We start from the raw sequence: 25501 nt of genomic DNA, 5'->3' as shown, positions 1-25501 counted from the left end.
CCGGTCTCATCGTAGTTTAATCCGACTCATTTGCCTCAGTGGCCTTTGTCTCTTGGAGGAAGCGACAAGCGGCCGGAAGCGGGTTCCCGTCGGACCCCATGGCTGATACTGGACAGGTTATGGAAACCATCATCCTTGCTGTAGTCATCGCCGTGGTCGTGCTCGGCGCGCTCGGCGGGCTCCTCATCACCAGCAGGCTCAAGAAGCCGCTGCCCCCGCCCCCGCCGTCCCCGCCCGACCTGACCGCGCCCCCGGCCGAACCCCACGTCGGCGACGAGGCCGAGACCCCGCGCGACGAACAACGCCGGACCATCGAGGAGGTGGATCTGCCGGGCGGCGGCGCCCCCACCACCGTCGAGGAGCCCCCCGCCGCCGAGCAGGCTCCCGAGATCGAGATCCCGGAGCCCAGCGCCGGGCGGCTGATCCGGCTGCGTGCCCGCCTCTCCCGCTCCCAGAACGCCCTCGGCAAGGGCCTGCTCACGCTGCTGTCGCGCGAGCACCTGGACGAGGACACCTGGGAGGAGATCGAGGACACCCTCCTCACCGCCGACGTCGGCGTCCAGCCCACCCAGCAACTGGTCGAGCGGCTGCGCGAGCGCGTCAGGGTGCTCGGCACCCGCACCCCCGAGGAACTGCGCGCCCTGCTCCGTGAGGAGCTGCTCAAGCTGGTCGGCACCGACATGGACCGCGAGGTCAAGACCGAGCCCGAGAGCCGCAAGCCCGGCATCGTGATGGTCGTCGGCGTCAACGGCACCGGCAAGACCACCACCACCGGCAAGCTCGCCCGTGTCCTGGTCGCCGACGGCCGCACCGTCGTCCTCGGCGCCGCCGACACCTTCCGCGCCGCCGCCGCCGACCAGCTCCAGACCTGGGGCGAGCGCGTCGGCGCCTACACCGTGCGCGGCCCGGAGGCCGGCGACCCCGCCTCCGTCGCCTTCGACGCGGTGAAGGAGGGCAAGGAGATGGGCGTCGACGTGGTGCTCATCGACACCGCCGGCCGCCTGCACACCAAGACCGGCCTCATGGACGAGCTGGGCAAGGTCAAGCGCGTCGTGGAGAAGCACGCCCCGCTCGACGAGGTGCTGCTCGTCCTGGACGCCACCACCGGCCAGAACGGCCTGGTGCAGGCCCGCGTCTTCTCCGAGGTCGTGGACATCACCGGCATCGTGCTCACCAAGCTCGACGGCACCGCCAAGGGCGGCATCGTCATCGCCGTGCAGAACGAGCTGGGCGTCCCCGTCAAGCTCATCGGCCTCGGTGAGGGCGCCGACGACCTGGCGCCGTTCGACCCGGAGGCGTTCGTCGACGCGCTCCTCGGTGACTGAACCCCGTCACCCCGCCCGCGACCACGCCGAAGCGCCCGCCCCCGCGAGAAACCGGGGGACGGGCGCTTCGGCGTGAAGGGAGCCGCGCCCGCTACGCCGGGGCGGCGGAGCGGTGCGCCACATAGGCCAGCGTGCCCAGCAGCAGCCGGGCCGCCGGCGGGCGCGTCGCCCCGTCCAGCACCGGCGGCCGGAGCCAGCGCACCGGGCCGAGGCCGCCCCGGTCGGAGGGCGGGGCGGTGATGTACGAACCCGGACCGAGGCCGCGCAGATCCAGCGCGGCCGGGTCGTCCCAGCCCATGCGGTACAGCAGGTGGGGCAGCTCGGCGGCGGTGCCGGGGGCGACGAGGAAGTGCGCGCGGCCCTCCGGGGTCGCGGCGACCGGGCCGAGCGGCAGCCCCATCCGCTCCAGCCGCACCAGCGCACGGCGCCCCGCGGCCTCCGCCACCTCGATCACGTCGAACGCCCGGCCCACCGGCAGCATCACCGACGCGCCCGGCACCTCGGCCCACGCCCGGCTCGCCTCGCCCAGCGTGGCCCCGGCCGGCACCCGGGGCGCGAAGTCCAGCGGATGCGCGCCCGGCGCCGGGCAGTCGGCGCGCCCGCACGAGCAGGCGCCGCCCGAGGCCCGCGCCCCCGGCACCACGTCCCAGCCCCACAGCCCGGTGAACTCGGCGGCCGTGGTGCATTCCGACGTGCGGCCGCGCCGACGCGTGCCGGAGCGGATCTCCCGGATGCCGCCGATCGTGAAGCCCATGCCCCCTCCAACGGGTCCAGCGCGCCGGTGGTTACGAAACGGAGCGAGAGGGATGCGGAACGTAACTCTTCGATTCTCGCTTTCCCCCGGCCCTCGCGGGACAAGGCGGCGCATCGCGGCACGACCGGTGGTGTGCGGGGCTCCGCGCGCCCCCGAGTGCTTCGTTCCGCCTACTGCCGGTCGTCCGCTGTCAAGTGAATCGCGCGGCGGTCATCGTGAGTTCATTCGAAGGGGTGGCGAATGGTGGCGTTTCAAGGATCGCCGTGGCTGGAAGGGTGATCGTGGGATTACTGTGAGTGTGCGAGTCCCGGGGGCACATGCACTCATGGGTATGCCGGAGGCAAGCCGTCAGCTCGTTCGAAGGGTGAGAACCACCGGACGGGCGGCCCGGTCCACCGGCATTCTGATAGGGCTTGGCGCATCCGGCGACAGGTGGATTCAGGGAATGGGGGCGTTCCAGTGGGCGGCAACGGCGGTGGCGGGACGAACGCTGACAAGCGCCCCAACGAGCTGCTCGGTTCGTGGTTCGTGCGCAGCGGCTGGTCCAAGGGCGAGCTGGCCCGCCAGGTGAACCGCCGGGCCCGGCAGCTCGGCGCCAACCACATCTCCACCGACACCTCGCGGGTGCGCCGCTGGCTGGACGGGGAGAACCCGCGCGAACCCATCCCGCGCATCCTCTCCGAGCTGTTCTCCGAGCGGTTCGGCTGCGTCGTCTCCATCGAGGACCTCGGCCTGCGCGTCGCCCGCCAGTCGCCCTCCGCGTCCGGCGTCGACCTGCCCTGGACCGGCCCGCAGACGGTCGCGCTGCTGAGCGAGTTCTCGCGCAGCGACCTGATGCTCGCCCGGCGCGGCTTCCTCGGCACCTCCCTCGGCCTGTCGGCGGGCCCCGCGCTCATCGAGCCCATGCAGCGCTGGCTGGTCCCCACCCCCTCCTCGCCCGCCCCGCCCGAGCCCGACCCGCTCCACGAACCCCGCAGGCCCGGCCGCCTCTCCCGCCCGGAGCTGGAGCTGCTGGAAGCCACCACCAAGATGTTCCGCCAGTGGGACGCCCAGTGCGGCGGCGGTCTGCGCCGCAAGGCGGTCGTCGGCCAGCTGCACGAGGTCACCGACCTCCTCCAGGAACCCCAGCCCGAGGCCACCACCCGCAAGCTGTTCAAGGTCGCCGCCGAACTCGCCGAGCTGGCCGGCTGGATGTCGTACGACGTGGGGCTCCAGCCCACCGCGCAGAAATACTTCGTCCTCGCCCTGCACGCGGCCAAGGAGGCCGGGGACAAGCCGCTCGGCTCCTATGTGCTCTCCAGCATGAGCCGCCAGATGATCCACCTCGGCCGCCCCGACGACGCGCTCGAACTGATCCACCTCGCCCAGTACGGCAGCCGGGACTGCGCCAGCCCGCGCGCCCAGTCCATGCTGTATGCGATGGAGGCCCGCGCCTACGCCAACATGGGCCAGCCCGGCAAGTGCAAGCGCGCCGTCCGCATGGCCGAGGACACCTTCGCCGACGCCGACGACTGGGACGAGCCGGACCCCGACTGGATCCGCTTCTTCTCCGAGGCCGAGCTGCACGGCGAGAACTCCCACTCCTTCCGCGACCTCGCCTACGTCGCCGGCCGCAGCCCCACCTACGCCTCGCTCGCCGAGCCGCTGATGGAGCGCGCTGTGGAGCTGTTCGCCAAGGACGACGAACACCAGCGGTCCTACGCGCTCAACCTCATCGGCATGGCCACCGTGCATCTCCTCCAGCGCGAACCCGAGCGGGGCAGCGCCTACGCCTCACGTGCCATGGAGACCGCCCGCAAGGTCCGCTCCGAGCGGGTGAACACCCGTATCCGCAAGACGGTCGGCGCGGCCGTGCGGGACTTCGGCGACCTCTCCGTCGTCGTCGACCTCACCGAACAGCTCGCCGTCGACCTCCCGGAGAGCGCCGACGCGGGCTGAGCGGCCCGCACGACCCACATTCCCCGGCCGCGGCCGGTCCTCCCGAACTGCCCGACTCGGCTCCCCCATGCCAGGTCATCGAGAGGCCGGACGCGGCCGGTTCGCATGTGCGCCCACCCGCCTGTCGCTACGGCCACCCCGGCGCCGGTTGCGCCACGATAACGATCGGTGTGCCCGGCAGCGGGCAGTTCATGGACGCGTAACACGCCAGGTGCCTTCGTCACCCCCGCGAAACAGCCAGGGGCCCCGGTCGAAACCGCGCTGCGTCAGTCTCATGGCGCATAACCGGCCCACCCCTCACTTGACCGGACCGCTCAGGCACCGCCCGCACGGGGCCGTACAACCGATGAGGAGACGCCGATGGCAGCAGCCATCACGCTTGCCGCGGAGGCACCCAAACTGTCTTCCGCGAACACAGGCTTCATGCTGATCTGTTCCGCCCTGGTGCTGCTCATGACGCCGGGTCTGGCCTTCTTCTACGGAGGCATGGTCCGCGTCAAGAGCACCCTCAACATGCTGATGATGAGCTTCATCAGCATCGGCATCGTCACCATCCTCTGGGTGCTCTACGGGTTCTCCCTCGCCTTCGGCTCGGGGTCCGCCTTCATCGGATGGAACGCCGACTGGCTCGGACTGAGCGACATCGGGCTGACGGAACTCTGGCCGGACTACACCATCCCGGTGTTCGTCTTCATGGTCTTCCAGATGATGTTCGCCATCATCACCCCCGCCCTGATCAGCGGAGCCCTCGCCGACCGGGTCAAGTTCTCGGCCTGGGCCCTGTTCGTCGCCCTGTGGGCCACGGTCGTCTACATCCCGGTCGCCCACTGGGTCTGGGCCTCCGACGGCTGGGCCTACAAGCTCGGCGTGATCGACTTCGCGGGCGGCACCGCCGTCCACATCAACGCCGGTGCCGCCGCCCTCGGCGTCATCCTGGTCATCGGCAAGCGCGTCGGCTTCAAGAAGGACCCGATGCGCCCGCACAGCCTCCCGCTCGTCATGCTCGGCGCCGGACTGCTGTGGTTCGGCTGGTTCGGCTTCAACGCCGGCTCCTGGCTCGGCAACGACGACGGCGTGGGCGCGCTGATGTTCGTCAACACCCAGGTCGCCACCGCCGCCGCCATGCTCGCCTGGCTCGCCTACGAGAAGATCCGCCACGGCGCCTTCACCACCCTCGGCGCCGCCTCCGGCGCCGTCGCCGGACTCGTCGCCATCACCCCGTCCGGCGGCGCCGTCTCCCCGCTCGGCGCGATCGCCGTCGGCGCCATCGCCGGAGTCGCCTGCGCCGCCGCCGTCGGGCTGAAGTTCAGGTTCGGCTACGACGACTCCCTCGACGTCGTCGGCGTCCACATGGTCGGCGGCATCGTCGGCTCCCTGCTCATCGGCTTCTTCGCCACCGGCAAGGGCCAGTCCGACGCGGCCGGCGTCTTCTACGGCGACCACACCTTCGACCAGCTGTGGAAGCAGTGCGCCGGCGTCTTCGCCGTACTCGCCTACTCCCTGCTGGCCTCCGCCGTCCTCGCCTTCCTCCTCGACAAGACCATCGGCATGCGGGTCCCCGAGGACGAAGAGGTCTCCGGCGTCGACCAGTCCCAGCACGCCGAGACCGCCTACGACTTCAGCGGCACCGGCGGCGGGGTCGTCGGCAGCACCACGGCCCAGGCACTGGCCGCCAAGAACAAGAAGGTGGACGCATGAGGCTCATCACGGCGGTCGTCAAGCCGCACCGGCTCGACGAGATCAAGGAAGCCCTCCAGGCATTCGGCGTCCACGGCCTCACCGTCACCGAGGCCAGCGGCTACGGCCGCCAGCGCGGGCACACCGAGGTCTACCGCGGCGCCGAGTACACCGTCGACCTCGTCCCCAAGATCCGCATCGAGGTGCTCGCCGAGGACGAGGACGCCGAGCAGCTGATCGACGTCATCGTCAAGGCCGCCCGCACCGGCAAGATCGGGGACGGCAAGGTCTGGTCCCTGCCGGTCGAGACCGCCGTCCGCGTCCGCACCGGCGAGCGCGGCCCGGACGCGCTCTGACACGAAGAAAAGACAGGAGTCGCTGGGTGACCCGCACGGATGACCGCAAAGAAGCCGACGACACGGGACCCAGCGGCTACGCGGCGGCCCGGCTGCACCTCCTCAACCAGGGGGCGCGGTCCGGGCCGCCGCGCCGTACCGCCCTCGCCGGACTCACCGACGACTGGCTGACCGGCCTCTTCGCCGCCGCCGCCCCCGCCGCCAAGGGCGTCTCCCTCGTCGCCGTCGGCGGCTACGGCCGCGGCGAACTCTCCCCCCGCAGCGACCTCGACCTGCTGCTCCTGCACGACGGCAGCGACCCCGCCGCCGTCGCCGCCCTCGCCGACCGGCTCTGGTACCCCGTCTGGGACCTCGGCATCAGCCTCGACCACTCCGTACGCACCCCCGCCGAAGCACGGAGGACCGCCGGCGACGACCTCAAGGTCCAGCTCGGCCTGCTCGACGCCCGCCACCTCGCCGGCGACCTCGGCCTCACCGCCGGACTGCGCACCGCGATCCTCGCCGACTGGCGCAACCAGGCCCCCAAACGCCTCCCCGAACTCCAGGAACTCTGCGCCGAACGCGCCGAACGCCACGGCGAACTCCGCTTCCTCCTCGAACCCGACCTCAAAGAGGCCCGAGGCGGACTGCGCGACGCCACCGCACTGCGCGCCGTCGCCGCCTCCTGGCTCGCCGACGCACCCCGCGAGGGCCTCGCCGACGCCCGCCGCCGCCTCCTCGACGCCCGCGACGCCCTCCACCTCGTCACCGGCCGCGCCACCGACCGCCTCGCCCTCCAGGAACAGGACCAGGTGGCCGCCGAACTCGGCCTCCTCGACGCCGACACCCTCCTCCGCCAGGTCTACGAAGCCGCCCGCGTCATCTCCTACGCCGGCGACGTCACCTGGCGCGAGGTCAACCGCGTCCTGCGCGCCCGCGCCGTACGCCCCCGGCTGCGCGCCATGATCGGCGGCGGCAAGGCAAGCGCCGAACGCACCCCGCTCGCCGAAGGCGTCGTCGAACAGGACGGCGAGGCCGTCCTCGCCCGTACCGCCCGCCCCGAACGCGACCCCGTCCTGCCGCTGCGCGCCGCGGCCGCCGCCGCCCAGGCCGCCCTCCCGCTCTCCCCGCACGCCGTACGGCGCATGGCCGCCACCGCGCGCCCCCTGCCCACCCCCTGGCCCGCCGAGGCCCGCGAACAACTGATCACCCTGCTCGGCTCCGGCCGCCCCACCGTGGACGTATGGGAGGCACTGGAGGCCGAGGGCCTGATCAGCCGCCTGCTGCCGGACTGGGAACGCGTCCGCTGCCGCCCCCAGCGCAACGCCGTCCACCTCTGGACCGTCGACCGGCACCTCATCGAGACCGCCGTCCGCGCCTCCGCCCTCACCCGCCGCGTCAGCCGCCCCGACCTCCTCCTCATCGCCGCCCTCCTGCACGACATCGGCAAGGGCTGGCCCGGCGACCACTCGGTGGCCGGCGAGATCATCGCCCGCGACGTCGCCGCCCGCCTCGGCTTCGACCGCGCCGACGTCACCGTCCTCTCCACCCTCGTCCGGCACCACCTGCTGCTCGTCGACACCGCCACCCGCCGCGACCTCGACGACCCCGCAACCGTCCGCGCCGTCGCCGACGCGGTCGGCAGCCAGAGCACCCTGGAACTGCTGCACGCCCTCACGGAGGCCGACGCCCTCGCCACCGGCCCCGCCGCCTGGTCCACCTGGCGCGGCTCCCTCGTCACCGACCTCGTCCGCCGCGTCGCCGCCCTCCTCGCCGGAGAGCACCCCGACACCGAACCCGAAACCGCCGCCCCCACCGCCGAACAGGAACGCCTCGCCATCGAGGCCCACCGCACCGGCGGCCCCGTCCTCACCCTGCGCGCCCAGGCCGAACCCGCGCCGCCGGACGACGACACCTCCGGCGAGAGCGAGCCACTCGGCGTCGAACTGGTCATCGCCGTACCCGACCAGCCCGGCGTCCTGCCCGCCCTCGCCGGGGTCCTCGCCCTGCACCGGCTCACCGTCCGCACCGGCGGGCTGCGCACGCTGCGGCTGCCGGATGCCGTCGACGCTTCCGACGACGGCTCCGTCCTGCTGCTCGACTGGCGGGTCGCCGCCGAATACGGCTCCCTCCCGCAGGCCACCCGGCTCCGCGCTGACCTCGTCCGCGCCCTCGACGGCTCCCTGGACATCACCGGCCGCCTCGCCGAACGCGACGCCGCCTACCCCCGCCGCCGGGGCCGTGCCGCCCCGCCCCCGCGCGTCACCGTCGCCCCGGCCGCCTCCCGCCACGCCACGGTCATCGAGGTCCGCGCCCAGGACGCCCCGGGCCTGCTGTTCCGCATCGGCACGGCCCTGGACAAGGCGGCGGTACGGGTACGGAGCATGCACGTCAGCACGCTGGGCGCGAACGCTGTGGATGCCTTCTACGTCACCAGCGGCACCGGGGCGCCTCTGCCCCCGGAGGACGCGACGGCGACGGCGCGGGCGCTGGAGGAGACGCTGCGGGCGTGACCAGCGGGCCGTTCTGTTCGTTTATCGGACGTGTCCCCGCCGATGCGGGGGTGATCCGGTCGCGCTGAGCCGGTCGGAGTGCGTATCCAGGTGGTCCCCGCAGACGCGGGGTTTCCCGTTCCTCGCCGCTGTTCGCACCGGCGAGGAACGATTCGCTTGCGGAGCCCGATACTCTGGAGGGCGATCCACCATGCCCCCTACCTGAGGACCGACGAGCGCCGTGTTCGATACCCTCTCCGACCGCTTGGCGAATACCTTCAAGACCCTGCGGGGCAAAGGTCTGCTGACCGAGGCGGACATCGACGCCACGGCACGTGAGATCCGCATCGCCCTCCTCGAAGCGGACGTGGCTCTCCCCGTCGTCCGGTCGTTCATCAAGAACGTCAAGGAGAGGTGCCTCGGCGCCGAGGTCTCCCGGGCCCTGAACCCGGGCCAGCAGGTGCTCAAGGTCGTCAACGACGAGCTCGTGACGATCCTGGGCGGCGAGACCCGCCGTCTCCGCTTCGCCAAGCAGCCCCCCACCGTGATCATGCTGGCCGGTCTCCAGGGTGCCGGTAAGACCACGCTCGCGGGCAAGCTCGGCCTGTGGCTGAAGGGGCAGGGCCACTCCCCGCTCCTGGTCGCCTGTGACCTCCAGCGCCCCAACGCCGTCAACCAGCTCAGCGTCGTCGCCGAGCGCGCCGGTGTCTCGGTGTACGCGCCCGAGCCGGGCAACGGCGTCGGTGACCCGGTCAAGGTCGCCAAGGACTCCATCGAGTTCGCCAAGGCCAAGGTCCACGACATCGTGATCGTGGACACCGCCGGCCGCCTGGGCATCGACCAGGAGATGATGCAGCAGGCCGCGGACATCCGCGACGCGGTCAGCCCCGACGAGATCCTCTTCGTCGTCGACGCCATGATCGGCCAGGACGCGGTCAACACCGCCGAGGCGTTCCGCGACGGCGTCGGCTTCGACGGCGTGGTGCTCTCCAAGCTCGACGGTGACGCCCGCGGTGGTGCCGCCCTGTCGATCCGGCAGATCACCGGCAAGCCGATCATGTTCGCGTCCAACGGCGAGAAGCTGGACGAGTTCGACGCGTTCCACCCCGACCGGATGGCCTCCCGCATCCTCGACATGGGTGACCTGCTCACCCTGATCGAGCAGGCGGAGAAGACGTTCAGTCAGGAAGAGGCCGAGAAAATGGCCTCGAAGCTGGCGTCGAAGAAGGGCCAGGACTTCACCCTGGACGACTTCCTGTCCCAGATGGAGCAGGTCAGGAAGATGGGCAGCATCAGCAAGCTGCTCGGCATGCTCCCGGGCATGGGCCAGATCAAGGACCAGATCAACAACATCGACGAGCGGGACGTGGACCGCACGGCCGCGATCATCAAGTCGATGACCCCGGCCGAGCGCACCGACCCGAACATCATCAACGGCTCCCGCCGTGCCCGTATCGCCAAGGGCTCCGGTGTCGAGGTCAGCGCGGTCAAGGGCCTGGTGGAGCGGTTCTTCGAGGCCCGGAAGATGATGTCCCGCATGGCCCAGGGCGGCGGGATGCCGGGCATGCCGGGGATGCCGGGCATGGGCGGCGGCCCCGGCCGCACCAAGAAGCAGCCCAAGAAGGCCAAGGGCAAGCAGCGTTCGGGCAACCCGATGAAGCGCCAGCAGCAGGAGCTGGAGGAGGCCCAGCGCCGCGAGGCCGCCGCGCAGGGCGGAAACGCGCTCGGACTGCCGCAGCAGGGCAGCCAGGAGTTCGAACTGCCGGACGAGTTCAAGAAGTTCATGGGCTGACCGCCAGGCCCGCCAGTTCCGTACGTGCCGAGGGCGCCCCTTCTTCGTGAGGGGGCGCCCTCGCGCGTAGGGGGAAGTGCCCCTCAGGGCACGCGGGCGACCAGGTAGCGGAAGACGTTGGGCATCCACACCGTCCCGTCCGGGCGCCGGTAGGGGTGCAGGGACTCGGTCAGCTCCTTGCCGACCTGCTTGCGGTCCGTCGCCGCGATCGCCGCGTCGAACAGCCCGGTCGACACCAGTCCGCGTACCGCGCTGTCCGTGTCGGCGTACCCGAACGGGCAGGCCACCCGGCCGGAGCCGTCCGGCTTCAGTCCGGCGCGCCGCGCGACCTCCTCCAGGTCGTCCCGGCGGGCCGGACGCCAGCCGCGCTGCGGCTCGGCGAGCTTGGCGGCCACCCGCAGCACGGTGGAGGTGGCGCACCGCTCGGGCGGGCCCCATCCGGCCAGCACCACGGCGGCCCCGCGCGCGGCCAGGGGCAGCGCGGCGGCGAGGGTGTCACCCGGGCCGTCGGAGTCGTCGAGGGCGCCGACCGTCTCGTAGGCGGTCACCAGCGTGTAGGGGGGTATCTCGGGGTCGGACGCGTCGGCGGGGGAGTCCGCGTGCACCAGCCGGGCGGCCAGGGGGCCGTCCGGGTTCAGGCGTTCGCGGGCCAGGGCGAGGTGTTCGGGGCGGGAGTCGACGCCGGTGACGGCCGCGCCCCTGGAGGCCGCCAGCAGCAGGGCGAGCCCGGAGCCGCAGCCGAGGCCCAGCAGGCGGGTGCCCGGTCCCACTTCGAGGCGCTCGTGGACGGTCTCGTGGAGCGGGAGAAGCATCCGCTCCTGGATCTCCGACCAGTCGCGCGCGCGTTTGCGGGGGTTCACGCGGGGTGGTGCGGAACCCGCGTGGGCCAGGTGCTCCCGCACGAGCGTAGGTGTCATAGGTAGCGCCCCAATCCGCCGGCTGTCCGTCGCTGTGCCCGGTGTGTGGCCCCCGTGTGCCGTGCGTGCGCACTTTCCACGTATGCCAGGTAACTCCCGGCTCGCCGAGTCGTCCAGTGGTCGTGGGGCCCGGCTTGCCGCCGGATGGCGCGTGTGGCTCGAATTCACGCCCCCGCAATCCGGAGCGCACCACCGGGTGCGAGGGCGCTCGGGTGCACCCGGTAACGTGCGACTGCGGCGGTGGCAGTAGCCCCGCCGACGCCGGGAACCGTACGTATGGCTACGCACCGGCTTGGGGGGAGCTGCGAGGCTTCTCCGTGAAACGGCGGACCCGCCCTCGTCAGGACGCATCGGCGACAACTGACGGGTAGGTGCAAATTATTTGAGATGCCCCGGAATAGGAACACAGCGGCACCCCCGCTCGTTGTCATTACGTGAGCACGACACAGACACCACCTGTTCTCGCCGCGGAGCTGGCGCAGGCGTGGGCCGACATTCAGCGGTACCACGCCGAGCTGCCCGACCTCGCCGCACCGGAATCCCTGATCGGGGAGTCGTCGTCCGCGTGCGGACACGAGCTCTCCTTCGAGCGGCTGCTGCACGAGGCGGTGCACGGCATCGCCGCGTCCCGAGGGGTGCGCGACACCTCCCGGGCCGGCCGCTACCACAACCGCCGTTTCCTCGCCATCGCCGAGGAGCTGGGCCTGGACCACCCCGATGAGCCGCATCCGAGCAGCGGCTTCTCTCTGGTCACGCTCAACCCCGAGGCCAAGCGGCGCTACCGCCCGACCATCGACCGCCTCCAGCGCGCGCTGAAGGCGCACACGGTGGCCACCTCCGCCGACACCTCGCGCACCTTCCGGGGCCCGGCCGCCCGGCACGGCTCCTCCGGGGGCGGGGTCCGGGTGAAGGCGGTCTGCGACTGCGGCCGCAATGTCCGGGTGGTCCCCTCGGTCCTGGCGCAGGCGCCGATCATGTGCGGCGGCTGCGGCAAGCCGTTCCGCATCCCGGAGGCGGTGGCCGCGGCGAGCTAGTGGCGCGGCTGCTCGTGGCAGCCGTACCACCGCGCGCACGGCCACAAGGCTCCGCGGTGCCGGGCAGCACCCGACGCGCCGGACCCCGGCGCCGGGTGCCCCGCCGTCATGCCCGGGTGCGGGCCCCGGCCCCTGGCCGGGAGCGACCCGCCGGGTGTGGCACAATGGCAAGCTGTACTCGACAGTCGCACAGGACCCCTCTCTCCTCCGGCTGACGCGTCCATCGGGCACTCGGGTACCGCAACCCCACGCGGCAACTCCGCCGTGCCCAACACACGTCAAAACCAGGAGAACTCACTCCCGTGGCAGTCAAGATCAAGCTGAAGCGTCTGGGCAAGATCCGTTCGCCTCACTACCGCATCGTCGTCGCCGACTCCCGTACCCGCCGTGACGGCCGGGCCATCGAGGAGATCGGCAAGTACCACCCGACCTACAACCCGTCGGTCATCGAGGTGGACGCCGACCGCGCCGCCTACTGGCTGAGCGTCGGCGCGCAGCCGACCGAGCCGGTGCTCGCCATTCTGAAGAAGACCGGCGACTGGCAGAAGTTCAAGGGCGAGCCGGCCCCCGCGCCGCTGCTCGTCGCCGCGCCGAAGCCCGCGCGTCCGTCGTTCGAGGCCCTGGGCTCCGACGACGACAACAAGGGTGAGGCCATCACTCAGAAGAAGAAGGCTGAGAAGAAGGACGAGGCGGCCGCTGAGACCGCCGAGTCGACCGAGGCCTGAGCAGCATGCTCGAAGAGGCGCTTGAGCACCTCGTGAAGGGCATCGTCGACAACCCCGACGATGTGCAGGTCGCCTCGCGTGACCTGCGCCGCGGGCGCGTGCTGGAGGTCCGGGTACACCCCGACGACCTCGGTAAGGTGATCGGCCGTAACGGCCGCACCGCGCGTGCTCTGCGTACCGTCGTGGGCGCCATCGGCGGCCGCGGTGTCCGTGTCGACCTCGTCGACGTGGACCACGTCCGCTGACGCTTCATAGCAACCGGCTCGGGCCGGGGAGGGCCACTGGGCCGTCCCCGGCCCGCAGTCGTATGACAGGAGATCTGTACTCGTGCAGCTGGTAGTCGCACGGATCGGCCGTGCTCATGGCATCAAGGGCGAGGTCACCGTAGAGGTGCGTACCGACGAGCCGGAGTCGCGGCTCGCGCCGGGCGCCGTCCTGGCCACGGACCCGGCGTCCGTCGGGCCGCTCACCATCGCCACCGGCCGCGTCCACAGCGGCCGTCTCCTCCTGCGCTTCGAGGGCTTCGGTGACCGCACCGCCGCCGAAACGCTGCGCAACACGCTGCTGATCGCCGACGTCGACCCGGAGGAGATGCCGGACGACGAGGACGAGTACTACGACCATCAGCTGATGGACCTCGACGTGGTCACCGCGGACGGCACGGAGGTCGGCCGGATCACCGAGATCTCCCACCTGCCCTCCCAGGACCTCTTCATCGTCGAGCGCCCGGACGGCAGCGAGGTGCTGATCCCGTTCGTGGAGGAGATCGTCAGCGAGATCGACCTGGCGGAGCAGAAGGCGGTCATCACCCCGCCGCCCGGCCTGATCGACGACCGCGCCGAGATCGCTTCGGCACGGGACGAGGACCAGGGCGAGGACCAGGGCCAGGGCGAGGACGAGGGCGCATGAGGCTCGACGTCGTCACGATCTTCCCGGAGTACCTGGAACCGCTGAACGTCTCCCTCGTCGGCAAGGCCCGCGCGCGCGGCCGGCTCGACGTGAACGTCCACGACCTGCGCTCCTGGACCTACGACCGGCACAACACGGTCGACGACACCCCCTACGGCGGCGGCCCCGGCATGGTCATGAAGACCGAGCCCTGGGGCGACGCCCTGGACACGGTCCTGGCCGACGGCTACGAGTCGGGCGCGCACAGCCCCGCCCTGATCGTGCCGACCCCCAGCGGCCGCCCCTTCACCCAGGAACTCGCCGTCGAGCTGTCGACGCGCCCCTGGCTGATCTTCACCCCCGCCCGCTACGAGGGCATCGACCGCCGGGTCATGGACGAGTACGCGACCCGGATGCCGGTCTACGAGGTGTCCATCGGGGACTACGTCCTCGCGGGCGGCGAGGCGGCCGTCCTGGTCGTCACCGAGGCCGTCGCCCGGCTGCTGCCCGGCGTCCTCGGCAACGCCGAGTCCCACCGGGACGACTCCTTCGCCCCCGGCGCGATGGCCAACCTCCTGGAAGGCCCCATCTACACCAAGCCGCCCGAGTGGCGCGGCCGGGACATCCCGGACGTGCTGCTCAGCGGCCACCACGGGAAGATCGCGCGCTGGCGGCGGGACGAGGCGATGCGCCGGACCACCGCCAACCGGCCCGACCTGATCGAGCGCTGCGACCCCGCGACCCTCGACAAGAAGGACCGGGAGATGCTCTCCATCCTGGGCTGGGCCCCGGACCCGGAGGGCCACCCGTTCGGGCGATTTTGGCGCAGGACCGACGGCGTGGAACAATAGGCCCCTGTTGTGCGTCCGTCCGGCGTGCGCCCCTGCCGCAGGGGGACACGACGCCCGTTCCGACCCGCACGGCAGACCTCTTCGAACATCTAGTTCCGTTGATGACCTGTGGCATCAGCGAAGAAAGCAGACGAAATGTCCCACCTGCTCGACACCGTCGACTCCGCGTCGCTGCGCACCGACATCCCGGCCTTCCGCCCGGGTGACACCGTCAACGTGCACGTCCGCGTCATCGAGGGCAACCGCTCGCGTGTGCAGCAGTTCAAGGGCGTCGTGATCCGCCGCCAGGGTTCGGGCGTCCGCGAGACCTTCTCGGTCCGCAAGGTCTCGTTCTCCGTCGGCGTCGAGCGCACCTTCCCGGTGCACACCCCGATCGTCGAGAAGATCGAGCTCGTCACCCGTGGTGACGTGCGCCGCGCCAAGCTGTACTACCTCCGTGAGCTGCGCGGCAAGGCCGCGAAGATCAAGGAGAAGCGCGACAACTGAGCGCCTTCCCGGAGTCATGGCGGGGCCGGATAGCATCTGGCCCCGATGGACACCGAAGCTCAGCCGACGGAACGCGACCGCTCCCGCCCACCCGGAACACCGGGTGCGCGGGACCGGTCGCGTTTCGCGTTGGTGGCCCGGCTCGCCCAGTGGGTGCCGGGCGGCCGGTTCACCCTGGTCCTCTTCACCTGCCTCGCCTTCCTGCTCTTCCTGAGCACCTTCGTGGTGCGGCCGTTCGAGATTCCGAGCGGTTCCATGGAGCGCGGATTGAGGATCGGGGACCGCGTACTCGTAAACAAGTTGGCGTACCGTTTCGGTGCCCGGCCGGACCGCGGTGACGTGGTGGTGTTCGACGGGACCGGCCACTTCGGGCACGCCGACTACGTCAAGCGCGTTGTAGGGGTGGGAGGCGACCATGTGGTCTGCTGCGACAGGCAGGGGAGGATCGAGGTGAACGGCCGCCCGGTCGACGAGACGGCGTTCCTCCATCCGGGGAACAGCGCGTCCGCCGTGCCCTTCGACGTGGTGGTGCCACAGGGCCGTCTCTTCCTGCTCGGCGATCACCGCGCCCGCTCCAGCGACTCCCGTGACCATCTCGGCTCGCCCGGCGGCGGCATGGTCCCGGTCACCGACGTGGTGGGCCGCGCCGACTGGATCGTCTGGCCGTACGGCCACTGGACGCGCATCGAGCGCCCCGGCGCCTACGCGTATGTACCTGCCGCGGAGGCCGCGCATGGGTAACCGGGCAAGGCCGCGCGGGGTGTCCGGCGCGGCCGCCGATAATCTGCTGCCCACCGGCGCCCGCCGGACCGGCAGGCCGAGCGCCGGCCGCTCGCGTGCGGAGCGGCGCAAGCTCCAGCGCAGGGTGAAGCGCAAGCGCAGACGGTCGGCGGTGCGGGAGATCCCGCTGCTGCTGGGTGTCGCCGTGCTGATCGCGCTGGTGCTGAAGACCTTCCTGGTCCAGGCGTTCGTGATCCCGTCCGGCTCGATGGAGCAGACGATCCGGATCGGGGACCGGGTGCTGGTCGACAAGTTCACCCCGTGGTTCGGTTCCAGGCCGGCCCGTGGTGACGTGGTCGTCTTCCACGATCCGGGCGGCTGGCTGACCGGCGAGGAGACGCCGAAGAAGAACGACCCCGTAGGTGTCAAGCAGGTGAAGGAGGGGCTGACCTTCATCGGCCTGCTGCCCTCCGACAACGAGAAGGACCTGATCAAGCGGGTCATCGGGGTGGGCGGCGACCATGTGAAGTGCTGTGACGCCGAGGGCCGGGTCACGGTCAACGGCGCCCCGCTGACCGAGGGCGCCTACATCTATCCGGGGAACGCGCCCTCGGCCACCTCCTTCGACATCACGGTCCCCAAGGGGCGCCTGTGGGTGATGGGTGACCACCGGGGCAACTCCGCCGACTCCCGCTTCCACCAGAACACGTCGTACGGCGGGACGGTCGCCGAGGAGTCGGTCGTCGGCCGGGCCATGTTCATCGGCTGGCCCTTCGCGCACTGGACGCGCCTGGAGGAACCTAAAACCTTCGCAAGCGTCACCGACGCGGCGTCCGGGGCGAGTGCGGTCCCCGCGCTGTCGCATAGGGTTGCCTCCGACGACCCGAACGGACTGACCCAGCTCCCGACCCCTGCGGAACTCCCGCTCGTTATGGGAGTGGTGGGCCTGCACCGTGTATGGGGCAGGCGGCGGCACAGAGTAAGGAGTTGGCGTGGGGGATGTGGCGGTTGGCGCACGGTCGGGGCACGACGGCGAGGAGCACCGCGGGCACCCCGTGGGGTCCGACGCCTCGGCCCCGGACGGCGCCGTGAACTCCGGGAACGGCTTCGCGGCGGCCGGTGACGGCACGCCGCCCGGCCGCCCCCCGCGGACCGAGGAAGGAAGCGGCGGCGGCAACGGCGGCGCGGCGCGCCGGCCGGAGAAGCAGCGTTCCTTCTGGAAGGAACTGCCGATCCTGGTCGGTATCGCGCTGGTGCTGGCCCTGCTGATCAAGACGTTCCTGGTGCAGGCGTTCTCGATCCCCTCCGACTCGATGCAGAACACCCTCCAGCAGGGTGACCGCGTCCTGGTGGACAAGCTCACCCCCTGGTTCGGCTCCAAGCCCGAGCGCGGCGAGGTCGTCGTCTTCCACGACCCCGCCCAGTGGCTGGCGGGCGAGCCGACGCCGGAGCAGAACGCGGTGCAGAAGGGTCTGAGCTGGATCGGTCTGATGCCGTCCGCCGAGGAGAAGGACCTCATCAAGCGCGTGATCGGGGTCGGCGGCGACACGGTCGAGTGCGAGGGCAGCGGCCCGCTGAAGGTCAACGGCAAGGCGCTGGACGAGCCGTACGTCTACCCCGGCAACACGCCGTGCAGCGTGGACGACCAGGGCGGCCAGTTCAAGGTGAAGGTGCCCAAGGGCTACATCTGGGTGATGGGCGACCACCGCCAGAACTCGCGGGACTCGCGGTACAACCAGACCGACGAGAACCACGGCATGGTGCCGGTCAAGGACGTGGTCGGCCGGGCGATCGTGAAGGCGTGGCCCATCAACCGCTGGGGCACCCTGCCGATCCCGGACACCTTCGACCAGCCGAATCTGGACAAGCAGAGCTCCGCCGCCGCGTCGCTGCCGTACGCGCCCGGTGCGGCCGCCGTCGCGGGTGTGCTGCCGGTGGCCGTGTGGCGCCGCCGCAAGGCCACCGCGGGGGCCGCGCGCGAGGTGGGAGCCAGGGGCACTTCGGTGTGACCCACGGACACCGCCGAGGGCGGTGTTTCCCGGAGACCCGGTGAAGAACCGGTCACCGGGGGACACCGCCCTCGCGGCTTTCCGGCCCGGTGTGCTACCAAGAGCGGATCGATCGTGGCAGGCCGGGCGAGCCCGGCGGAGGGGACCGGGAGACGACATGGGAAGTGCCGCAGGCGAGGGGTCCAAGGGCGGCCTCGGCGGAGTGCTGTCTGGCGTGGCGGTGGCCGCGGGCCTGTTGCTCTTCCTGGCCGGCTTCGGCTGGGCGGCGGTGACCTACCGGCCGTACACCGTGCCCACCAGCTCGATGGCCCCGACCATCGACGCCGGGGACCGGGTGCTGGCCCAGCGGGTCGACGGCGTGGAGGTGCGCCGGGGTGATGTGGTCGTGTTCAGCGACAAGACCTGGGTGACCGGTGCCGAGGTGGTCAAGCGGGTGGTCGCGGTCGGCGGGGACACCGTCGCCTGCTGCACCGACGGCAAGCTCACGGTCAACGGCAAGCCGGTCGACGAGCCCTACCTGCCCAAGGGCACCCCGGCCGAGATCAAGGGCTTTCCGGCGGTGACCGTGCCCAGGGGCAGGCTCTTCCTTCTCGGTGACGAGCGCCAGGGTTCGCTGGACTCCACCGCCCACCTCACCGACGCCGCCGAGGGCACGGTGGGCCGGAGTGCGGTGGCCGCCCGCGTGGATTCCGTCGTCTGGCCGATGCGGGGCATGCTCGCCCGGCCGACCGGGTTCGAGGCGCTGGGCACGCTGTCGCGGCCGGGGCCGCTGCCCCTCATCGAGGTGATGATCGTCGTCGGTGCGGTGCTGGTCCTTGGTGGCGCCGCCTATGGGCCCGTCGCGGCGCGCGTGGGCCGTTCCCGCGCCCGGACCGGCGCGGAGCCCGTTCATGCCGGCTGACGCCCCGGACACCTACGCGGGCGGGCTGCGCAAGGTCGCCCGTGTGGTGCTGCTGGACCCCGAGGACCGCATCCTGCTGCTGCACGGCCATGAGCCGGACGACCCGGCCGACGACTGGTGGTTCACCCCCGGCGGCGGTGTGGAGGGTGCCGAGACGCGCGAGCAGGCCGCGCTCAGGGAACTGGCCGAGGAGACCGGCATCACCGAGGTCGAGCTGGGTCCGGTGCTGTGGCGCCGCAGGTGCTCCTTCCCGTTCGCCGGGCGCCGCTGGGACCAGGACGAGTGGTACTACCTGGCGCGTACGACGCAGACGGCGACCGCGGCGCTGGGGCTGACCGAGCTGGAGCGGCGCAGTGTGTCGGGAGCGCGCTGGTGGACCTGTCGGGAACTCGAGCGGGCGCATGAGACGGTGTATCCGACCAGACTCGCCGGGCTGCTGCGCACGCTGCTCGACGAGGGTCCCCCGGCCGGACCCGTGACCCTCGACACGGAAATCGTCTGAGGGTTCGCCGGACTGGCGCACAATGGGGGGATCGCACGGCTGAAGGGGAACATGCCATGAGCGCCGAGGACCTCGAGAAGTACGAGACCGAGATGGAGCTGAAGCTCTACCGGGAGTACCGAGATGTCGTCGGTCTGTTCAAATACGTGATCGAGACGGAACGGCGCTTCTACCTCACCAATGACTACGAGATGCAGGTGCACTCGGTTCAGGGCGAGGTGTTCTTCGAGGTGACGATGGCTGACGCCTGGGTGTGGGACATGTACCGCCCGGCGCGGTTCGTCAAGCAGGTCCGGGTGTTGACGTTCAAGGACGTGAACATCGAGGAGCTGAACAAGAGCGATCTGGAGTTGCCGAGCGGCTGAGTTGTCCAGCGGCTGAGTTCACCCGCACGGGTGGCGGAGTTGTCCACAAGCACGGCTCCGTCCACCAAGATCCACTTCTTTCGGCCTGCCCCGTCACGGTGGGTGCCGGAGGTGGTGCCGACATGAACAAGGCACGTAGTGGACTGGGCAGGTACGGCGAGGATCTGGCCGCGCGGCGGCTGACCGAGGCCGGGATGAGCATCCTGGAGCGCAACTGGCGCTGCGGACGCTCCGGCGAGATCGACATCGTGGCGCGGGACGGCGGCACGCTGGTCGTCTGCGAGGTGAAGACCCGCCGGGGCGGCGGCTTCCAGCACCCGATGGCCGCCGTCACGCCCGAGAAGGTGCGACGGCTGCTGGACCTGGCCGAGCGATGGGTTCACACACACGGCGGGGCACCGCCCGGCGGGGTCCGGGTCGATCTGGTCGGGGTGCTGCTGCCCCGGCGTGGCGCGCCCGCCGTGGAGCACGCGCGGGGGGTGGCCTGAATGGGATTCGCCCGCACCTGCTCGGTGGCCCTGGTCGGTGTCGAGGGGGTCCTCGTCGAGGTCCAGGCCGACCTGGAGCCCGGAGTGGCCGCCTTCACCCTGGTCGGGCTGCCGGACAAGAGCCTGACGGAGAGCCGGGACCGGGTCCGCGCCGCCGTGGTGAACTCCGGCGGCGAGTGGCCGCAGAAGAAACTCACCGTGGGACTCAGCCCGGCCTCGGTGCCCAAGGCCGGCTCGGGGTTCGATCTCGCAGTTGCCAGCGCCGTGCTCGGCGCCGCCGAGCGCATCGACCCCAGGGTGCTCGCCGACATCGTCATGATCGGCGAGCTCGGTCTTGACGGCCGGGTCCGGCCGGTCCGGGGCATCCTGCCCGCCGTACTGGCCGCCGCCGACGCCGGGTACCAACAGGTGGTCGTGCCGGAGTGTGCCGCGGCCGAGGCCGCACTCGTGCCCGGAGTGTCCGTGCTCGGCGTGCGCAGTCTGCGCCAGCTGATCGCCATCCTCGCCGACGAACCGGTGCCCGAGGAGGAGCCGGACACCCCGGGGCGCCCCGATCCGCTCCTCGCCGGCCTCCGGATGCCCGGCACGGGCTCGGCCACCGGCATGCACAGCGCCGGCGCCGCCCAGCACGACCAGGGCCACGACCTGGCCGACGTGGTGGGCCAGACCTCGGCGCGCACCGCCGTGGAAGTGGCCGCGGCCGGCGGCCACCATCTCTTCCTCGAAGGGCCGCCGGGCGCGGGCAAGACGATGCTCGCCGAACGGCTCCCCGCCGTACTGCCCCCGCTCACCCGGCAGGACTCGCTCGAGGTCACCGCCGTGCACTCGGTGGCCGGACTGCTCCCGCCGGGCAAGCCGCTCGTCGACGTGGCGCCCTACTGCGCCCCGCACCACTCGGCCACCATGCAGTCGCTGGTCGGCGGCGGCCCCGGCATCGCCCGGCCCGGCGCCGTCTCCCTGGCCCACCGGGGAGTCCTGTTCCTCGACGAGGCGCCAGAGTTCCACAGCCAGACGCTGGACGCCCTGCGACAGCCGCTGGAGTCCGGGCACGTGGTGATCGCACGCAGCGCGGGCGTGGTGCGGTTCCCGGCGCGGTTCCTGATGGTCCTCGCGGCCAACCCCTGCCCCTGCGGGCGCTTCTCGCAGCGTGACTCCCTGTGCGACTGCCCGCCCTCGGCGATCCGCCGGTACCAGTCCCGCCTCTCCGGCCCGCTGCTGGACCGGGTGGACCTGCGGGTCGAGGTCGACCCGGTGACCCGCGCCCAGCTGACCGACCCCGGCGCGCGCGGCGAGTCCACCGCGACCGTGGCCGGCCGGGTGCGGGAGGCCCGGCAGCGGGCGGCGGCCCGGCTGGCCGGGACCCCGTGGGGCACCAACAGCGAGGTGCCGGGGCGGGAGCTGCGCAGCCGCTTCCACGCCGTCGCGGGCGCGATGGACGACGCCGAGCGCAATCTGGAGCGGGGCGTGCTCACCGCGCGCGGTATCGACCGGGTGCTGCGGGTGGCGTGGACCGTCGCCGACCTCGTCGGACACGACCGCCCGGACGCCACCGACGTGGCCCTCGCCCTGCAACTGCGCACGGGCGTCCCCCGCGGCGTCCCCATGGCCATCGGAGCCCTGGCATGACCGCGGGGGAGGACCGCCCCGTCGGGGAGCGGACCGGGCGAGTGTTCCTCACCCGTGTCCTCGAACCGGGCGACGACATCGGGGGCCGGTGGCTGCGGAGGTTCGGGACGCTGGAGGTGACGCGGCGGCTGCGGGAGGGCGGCGAGCCCCTGCCCGGGGTGAGCGGCACCCGCTGGCGCGGTCTGCTGGCGCGAGCGGCGTGCGCCGACCCGGAAGCGGACCTGGCGGCCGCGCGGGAGGCCGGGGCACGGTTCGTGTGTCCGGGGGACGCCGAGTGGCCCGCCCAGCTCGACGACCTGGGCGACGGCCGCCCGGTGGGCCTGTGGGTGCGCGGGCGGCCCGGACTGCGGATGTGGGCGCTGCGCTCGGTGGCCGTCGTGGGGGCCCGGGCCTGCACCGAGTACGGCGCCCATGTGGCCGCCACCCTCGCCGCAGGGCTGGCCGAGCGGGGCTGGGTGGTCGTATCCGGCGGGGCGTACGGGGTCGACGGTGCCGCGCACCGGGGGGCCCTCGCGGCGGACGGTGCCACCGTCGCCGTGCTGGCCTGCGGGGTGGACCGGCCCTACCCGCGCGGGCACACCGCGCTGATCGACCGGATCGCCCAACAGGGTCTGGTGATCGGGGAGTTGCCGCCGGGGGACCATCCGACACCGAACCGGTTCGTCGTCCGCAACCGTGTGATCGCCGCGCTCACCCGGGGCACGGTCGTCGTGGAGGCCGCCTGCCGCAGCGGTTCCCTGGTCACGGCCCGCGCCGCCCAGCGGCTCGGCAGACACACCATGGGGGTGCCTGGCCCCGTCACCAGCGCGCTCTCCGCCGGGGTGCACGAGCTGCTGCGCGGGGAGGCGGTGCTCGTCACCGACGCGGCGGACGTCGTCGAACTCGTGGGCGAGATCGGCGAGCTGGCCCCGCCCCGGCGCGGCCCGGTGCTCCCGCGCGACCTGCTTGCCCCCGAGGCGGCGACCGTCCTCGCCGCGCTGCCCGCCGCCCGACAGGCCGGACCCGAGGAGATCGCCCGCGAGGCGCGCACCACCCGCGAGGAGGCGGTCGCCCGGCTGTACGAGCTTCGAGCGCTTGGCTATGTCGAACGACACGACGACGGCTGGAAGTTGACACGCCAGGCGCTCCTCCCGGTCCGGAAAGACCCGCACCCGCCCTGACCGACGGTGTTCGGCCGTCCGGGGGAATCCCCTACGCCCTTGGGATTCACCGGAGTTGACGCCCATGAGCGGTCACGCTGAGCGAACCGGGTGAAGCGGGGGAGCGGCCTCGTGCGGGGGTGTGCGCACGGGTGGGGCCCCACTGTTCGCACACCGCGACTCCCCAGTCACGCTACGCTCACGAAAGCTCGGGTGCGGACGGGCCGGCCCGACCCCGCACCCGACCCACGCGGCCCACTGCGGCCCGCGCCCCACCGAAGACCCGGCGTCCAGCCCCTACCCCGCTTCCCCCACCCACGGCACGGCAGTTCACGGCACTTCACGGCAGAACGGCACTAGGCGACGAATGCCCCAGCACACCTCCGGCTCCGACCGGGCGGCGGCCCCCCCAGCCGCCCGCGACGGCGGCAGCGTGCGGCCGCCCGCTCCCTCGACGCTCGACGAGCTGTGGCGGTCGTACAAGGCGACGGGGGACGAACGCCTCCGGGAGCAGCTGATCCTGCACTACTCGCCGCTGGTCAAGTACGTGGCGGGCCGGGTGAGCGTCGGGCTGCCGCCCAATGTGGAGCAGGCCGACTTCGTCTCCTCCGGAGTGTTCGGACTCATCGACGCGATCGAGAAGTTCGACATCGAGCGCGAGATCAAGTTCGAGACGTACGCGATCACCCGGATTCGCGGCGCCATGATCGACGAGCTGCGGGCGCTGGACTGGATTCCCCGCTCGGTCCGGCAGAAGGCGCGCAACTACGAGCGGGCCTACGCCACGCTGGAGGCGAAGCTGCGGCGCACTCCGAGCGAGCAGGAGGTCGCCGCCGAGCTGGGTGTGGAGGTCGAGGAGCTGCACGCCGTCTTCAGCCAGCTGTCCCTGGCCAACGTCGTCGCGCTGGAGGAGCTGCTGCATGTCGGCAGCGAGGGCGGGAACCGGCTCAGCCTCATGGACACCCTGGAGGACACCGCCGCCGACAACCCGGTCGAGGTGGCCGAGGACCGGGAGCTGCGCCGCTTCCTGGCGCGGGCCATCAACACCCTGCCCGACCGCGAGAAGACCGTGGTCACGCTGTACTACTACGAGGGCCTCACCCTCGCCGAGATCGGCAACGTCCTCGGCGTCACCGAGAGCCGGGTCAGCCAGATCCACACCAAATCCGTGCTCCAGCTGAGAGCCAAGCTGGCGAGCTTCGGACGCTGACCTCCTGCCGTGTCCGGCGGCCGGTCCGTAAAGTGGGGGCGTGCCAAGGATTCGAGCGGCCTCCGTGGCCGAGCACCGGTCGATGCAGCGAGCCGCCCTGCTGGACGCGGCCCGGACCCTGCTGTCCGAGGGCGGGACGGAGGCGCTGACCTTCCCCGCGCTGGCGGAGCGCACGGGGCTGGCCAGGTCTTCGGTGTACGAGTACTTCCGGTCGCGGGCAGCCGTGGTCGAGGAGCTGTGCGAGGTCGACTTCCCCGTCTGGGCGGCGGAGGTCGAGACCGCGATGGCCCAGGAGCCCTCCGCCGAGGGCAAGGTCGAGGCGTATGTGCGCCGGCAGCTGGCCCTGGTGGGGGACCGGCGGCACCGGGCCGTCGTGGCGATCTCCGCGAGCGAACTGGACGCCGGGGCGCGGGAGAAGATCCGCGCCGCGCACGGCGGGCTCGTGGCGATGATCGTCGAGGCGCTGGCCGGCCTCGGGCACGAGCAGCCCCGGCTCGCCGCGATGCTGCTCCAGGGCGTCGTGGACGCGGCCGTGCGCCGTATCGAACTCGGCGCGGCCGAGCGTCCCGAGGCGATCACCGAGGCGGCGGTCGCCATGGCCCTGCGGGGTGTCCGGGGCTGACGCCGCTCAGTCGGGCGGCACCGGAACACCCAGCACCGGCAGCAGCCGGGACGGACCACGGCCGAGCAGCCACGGCGACAGCAGGGCCAGCGGATTCAGGTAGGTCTCGCCGTCCAGCAGGCCCCAGTGCACGCATGTCCCGGGGCAGTGCGACCCGGTGCCCTCCACCGTCCCCACCACCTCCCCGGCCCGCACCTCCGCGCCCTCCGTCACCCCGGCGCGCACCGGCTCGTACGTCGTCCGCAGCGAGGTGCCCGCCAGCCGCACCGCGACCACGCCCCGTCCCGCCACCCGCCCCGCGAACGACACCCGGCCCGCCGCCACCGCCCGCACCGGGGCGCCCGGCGCCGCCGCCAGGTCCACGCCCCGGTGCCCGGCGGCGTACACGGTGGCGGGTGGCTCCCAGCCCCGCAGCACCGCCGGACGCGACCCCACCGGCCAGACGCGGGCCAGCGCGGGCACCCGCTCACCAGGCGGTTTCTCCGGGGCCGGCGGGTCCGCCCACGCCAGGGGCGTCAGCACGGCACAGGTCAACAGCAGTGGCAGGACTGGCAGGGCTGTCCAGTTCATTACGTATCGCACCAGTCGTCGCATGCGAGAACCCTGCCGTTCGCCGACCGGTCCTGGCGGGATCTGTGGACAACCCGTCGGTTGTGGACAGCGGCGTCACCCGGTGCCCTGGCCGTCACGTACACTTCTTCTGGC

26 protein-coding genes are annotated in these 25501 nt (G+C 72.1%); 23 read left to right on the top strand and 3 right to left on the bottom strand.

Features of this window, described 5'->3' with window-relative positions:
* Positions 1 to 119 precede the first annotated feature (119 nt).
* The gene (ftsY, locus tag ACIGA3_RS24845; protein WP_399719610.1) at positions 120 to 1325 is read left to right on the top strand and encodes a signal recognition particle-docking protein FtsY; all 1206 of its coding nucleotides are present in this window, start codon (positions 120 to 122) and stop codon (positions 1323 to 1325) included.
* 91 nt (positions 1326 to 1416) lie between these two features.
* Here the strand turns inward: ftsY and ACIGA3_RS24840 are convergent, their stop codons facing one another.
* Positions 1417 to 2079, bottom strand: a complete 663-nt coding sequence (locus ACIGA3_RS24840; RefSeq protein WP_399719607.1) for a bifunctional DNA primase/polymerase — start codon at positions 2077 to 2079, stop codon at positions 1417 to 1419.
* A 459-nt stretch (positions 2080 to 2538) separates the two neighbouring features.
* Between ACIGA3_RS24840 and ACIGA3_RS24835 the strand changes: the two genes are divergently transcribed.
* The 5 genes from ACIGA3_RS24835 to ffh all read left to right on the top strand — a co-directional run bounded on the left by ACIGA3_RS24835 (position 2539) and on the right by ffh (position 10313).
* Entirely contained in the window at positions 2539 to 4017 is a 1479-nt protein-coding gene (locus ACIGA3_RS24835) for a hypothetical protein (RefSeq protein WP_399719605.1), read from the top strand.
* A gap of 360 nt (positions 4018 to 4377) precedes the next feature.
* The gene (locus ACIGA3_RS24830) at positions 4378 to 5715 is read left to right on the top strand and encodes an ammonium transporter (RefSeq protein ID WP_399719602.1); all 1338 of its coding nucleotides are present in this window, start codon (positions 4378 to 4380) and stop codon (positions 5713 to 5715) included.
* Positions 5712 to 6050, top strand: a complete 339-nt coding sequence (locus ACIGA3_RS24825; protein ID WP_031181810.1) for a P-II family nitrogen regulator — start codon at positions 5712 to 5714, stop codon at positions 6048 to 6050. The genes ACIGA3_RS24830 and ACIGA3_RS24825 overlap by 4 nt, the downstream gene beginning before the upstream one ends.
* Before the next feature lie 26 nt (positions 6051 to 6076).
* Positions 6077 to 8542 carry a [protein-PII] uridylyltransferase gene (locus ACIGA3_RS24820; protein WP_399719599.1) on the top strand — a complete coding sequence of 822 codons (2466 nt, stop codon included), beginning with the start codon at positions 6077 to 6079 and terminating at the stop codon, positions 8540 to 8542.
* A gap of 220 nt (positions 8543 to 8762) precedes the next feature.
* Positions 8763 to 10313, top strand: a complete 1551-nt coding sequence (ffh, locus tag ACIGA3_RS24815) for a signal recognition particle protein (protein WP_399719597.1) — start codon at positions 8763 to 8765, stop codon at positions 10311 to 10313.
* A gap of 83 nt (positions 10314 to 10396) precedes the next feature.
* On the opposite strand, the gene ACIGA3_RS24810 is transcribed toward ffh, so the two are convergent.
* The gene (locus tag ACIGA3_RS24810) at positions 10397 to 11230 is read right to left on the bottom strand and encodes a class I SAM-dependent methyltransferase (protein ID WP_399719594.1); all 834 of its coding nucleotides are present in this window, start codon (positions 11228 to 11230) and stop codon (positions 10397 to 10399) included.
* A gap of 434 nt (positions 11231 to 11664) precedes the next feature.
* Here ACIGA3_RS24810 and ACIGA3_RS24805 point away from each other — a divergent pair, with 434 nt between their 5' ends.
* The 17 genes from ACIGA3_RS24805 (at position 11665) to ACIGA3_RS24725 (ending at position 24796) form a co-directional block, all read left to right on the top strand.
* Positions 11665 to 12264: a hypothetical protein gene (locus tag ACIGA3_RS24805; RefSeq protein ID WP_399719592.1), complete on the top strand. Its 600-nt coding sequence runs from the start codon at positions 11665 to 11667 to the stop codon at positions 12262 to 12264.
* Positions 12265 to 12566: 302 nt separating this feature from the next.
* The gene (rpsP, locus tag ACIGA3_RS24800; RefSeq protein WP_399719591.1) at positions 12567 to 12989 is read left to right on the top strand and encodes a 30S ribosomal protein S16; all 423 of its coding nucleotides are present in this window, start codon (positions 12567 to 12569) and stop codon (positions 12987 to 12989) included.
* A 5-nt stretch (positions 12990 to 12994) separates the two neighbouring features.
* Positions 12995 to 13234 carry an RNA-binding protein gene (locus tag ACIGA3_RS24795; RefSeq protein WP_005479813.1) on the top strand — a complete coding sequence of 80 codons (240 nt, stop codon included), beginning with the start codon at positions 12995 to 12997 and terminating at the stop codon, positions 13232 to 13234.
* Between the two features lie 82 nt (positions 13235 to 13316).
* Complete coding sequence (rimM, locus tag ACIGA3_RS24790) at positions 13317 to 13898, top strand: ribosome maturation factor RimM (protein ID WP_399719588.1); 582 nt, start codon at positions 13317 to 13319, stop codon at positions 13896 to 13898.
* Positions 13895 to 14728, top strand: a complete 834-nt coding sequence (trmD, locus tag ACIGA3_RS24785) for a tRNA (guanosine(37)-N1)-methyltransferase TrmD (protein ID WP_399719586.1) — start codon at positions 13895 to 13897, stop codon at positions 14726 to 14728. Before rimM ends, trmD begins: the two co-directional genes overlap by 4 nt.
* A gap of 135 nt (positions 14729 to 14863) precedes the next feature.
* Positions 14864 to 15214 carry a 50S ribosomal protein L19 gene (rplS, locus tag ACIGA3_RS24780; RefSeq protein ID WP_384366787.1) on the top strand — a complete coding sequence of 117 codons (351 nt, stop codon included), beginning with the start codon at positions 14864 to 14866 and terminating at the stop codon, positions 15212 to 15214.
* Positions 15215 to 15259: 45 nt separating this feature from the next.
* Positions 15260 to 15955 carry a signal peptidase I gene (lepB, locus tag ACIGA3_RS24775; protein WP_399719582.1) on the top strand — a complete coding sequence of 232 codons (696 nt, stop codon included), beginning with the start codon at positions 15260 to 15262 and terminating at the stop codon, positions 15953 to 15955.
* Positions 15948 to 17057: a signal peptidase I gene (lepB, locus tag ACIGA3_RS24770; RefSeq protein WP_399719580.1), complete on the top strand. Its 1110-nt coding sequence runs from the start codon at positions 15948 to 15950 to the stop codon at positions 17055 to 17057. Before lepB (ACIGA3_RS24775) ends, lepB (ACIGA3_RS24770) begins: the two co-directional genes overlap by 8 nt.
* Positions 17023 to 17943, top strand: coding sequence for a signal peptidase I (gene lepB / locus ACIGA3_RS24765; protein WP_399719577.1), 921 nt, complete (start codon positions 17023 to 17025; stop codon positions 17941 to 17943). Before lepB (ACIGA3_RS24770) ends, lepB (ACIGA3_RS24765) begins: the two co-directional genes overlap by 35 nt.
* A 157-nt stretch (positions 17944 to 18100) precedes the next feature.
* A complete protein-coding gene (gene lepB / locus ACIGA3_RS24760) occupies positions 18101 to 18844 on the top strand; it encodes a signal peptidase I (RefSeq protein ID WP_399719574.1) in 744 nt (247 codons plus the stop codon).
* Positions 18834 to 19346 carry an NUDIX hydrolase gene (locus ACIGA3_RS24755; RefSeq protein ID WP_399719571.1) on the top strand — a complete coding sequence of 171 codons (513 nt, stop codon included), beginning with the start codon at positions 18834 to 18836 and terminating at the stop codon, positions 19344 to 19346. The genes lepB (ACIGA3_RS24760) and ACIGA3_RS24755 overlap by 11 nt, the downstream gene beginning before the upstream one ends.
* 56 nt (positions 19347 to 19402) lie before the next feature.
* A complete protein-coding gene (locus ACIGA3_RS24750) occupies positions 19403 to 19711 on the top strand; it encodes a DUF2469 domain-containing protein (protein WP_018544766.1) in 309 nt (102 codons plus the stop codon).
* Positions 19712 to 19833: 122 nt separating this feature from the next.
* On the top strand, positions 19834 to 20199 hold the full coding sequence (locus tag ACIGA3_RS24745) for a YraN family protein (RefSeq protein ID WP_399719567.1): 366 nt from the start codon (positions 19834 to 19836) through the stop codon (positions 20197 to 20199).
* Positions 20200 to 21825, top strand: a complete 1626-nt coding sequence (locus tag ACIGA3_RS24740) for a YifB family Mg chelatase-like AAA ATPase (RefSeq protein ID WP_399719565.1) — start codon at positions 20200 to 20202, stop codon at positions 21823 to 21825.
* On the top strand, positions 21822 to 22985 hold the full coding sequence (gene dprA / locus ACIGA3_RS24735) for a DNA-processing protein DprA (RefSeq protein ID WP_399719562.1): 1164 nt from the start codon (positions 21822 to 21824) through the stop codon (positions 22983 to 22985). The genes ACIGA3_RS24740 and dprA overlap by 4 nt, the downstream gene beginning before the upstream one ends.
* Positions 22986 to 23331: 346 nt before the next feature.
* Positions 23332 to 24174, top strand: coding sequence for an RNA polymerase sigma factor WhiG (gene whiG / locus ACIGA3_RS24730; protein ID WP_399719559.1), 843 nt, complete (start codon positions 23332 to 23334; stop codon positions 24172 to 24174).
* Positions 24175 to 24238: 64 nt separating this feature from the next.
* On the top strand, positions 24239 to 24796 hold the full coding sequence (locus ACIGA3_RS24725) for a TetR/AcrR family transcriptional regulator (RefSeq protein ID WP_399719906.1): 558 nt from the start codon (positions 24239 to 24241) through the stop codon (positions 24794 to 24796).
* A 6-nt stretch (positions 24797 to 24802) separates the two neighbouring features.
* Here ACIGA3_RS24725 and ACIGA3_RS24720 read toward each other — a convergent pair whose 3' ends face one another.
* Positions 24803 to 25366, bottom strand: a complete 564-nt coding sequence (locus tag ACIGA3_RS24720; RefSeq protein WP_399719556.1) for a murein hydrolase activator EnvC family protein — start codon at positions 25364 to 25366, stop codon at positions 24803 to 24805.
* Between the last annotated feature and the right edge of the window lie 135 nt (positions 25367 to 25501).

This window comes from Streptomyces sp. NPDC085596 (assembly GCF_044541565.1).
Lineage (GTDB): Bacteria > Actinomycetota > Actinomycetes > Streptomycetales > Streptomycetaceae > Streptomyces.
The sequence above is the reverse complement of the archived record's forward strand: the minus strand, read 5'-3'. Positions and strand labels throughout refer to the sequence as shown.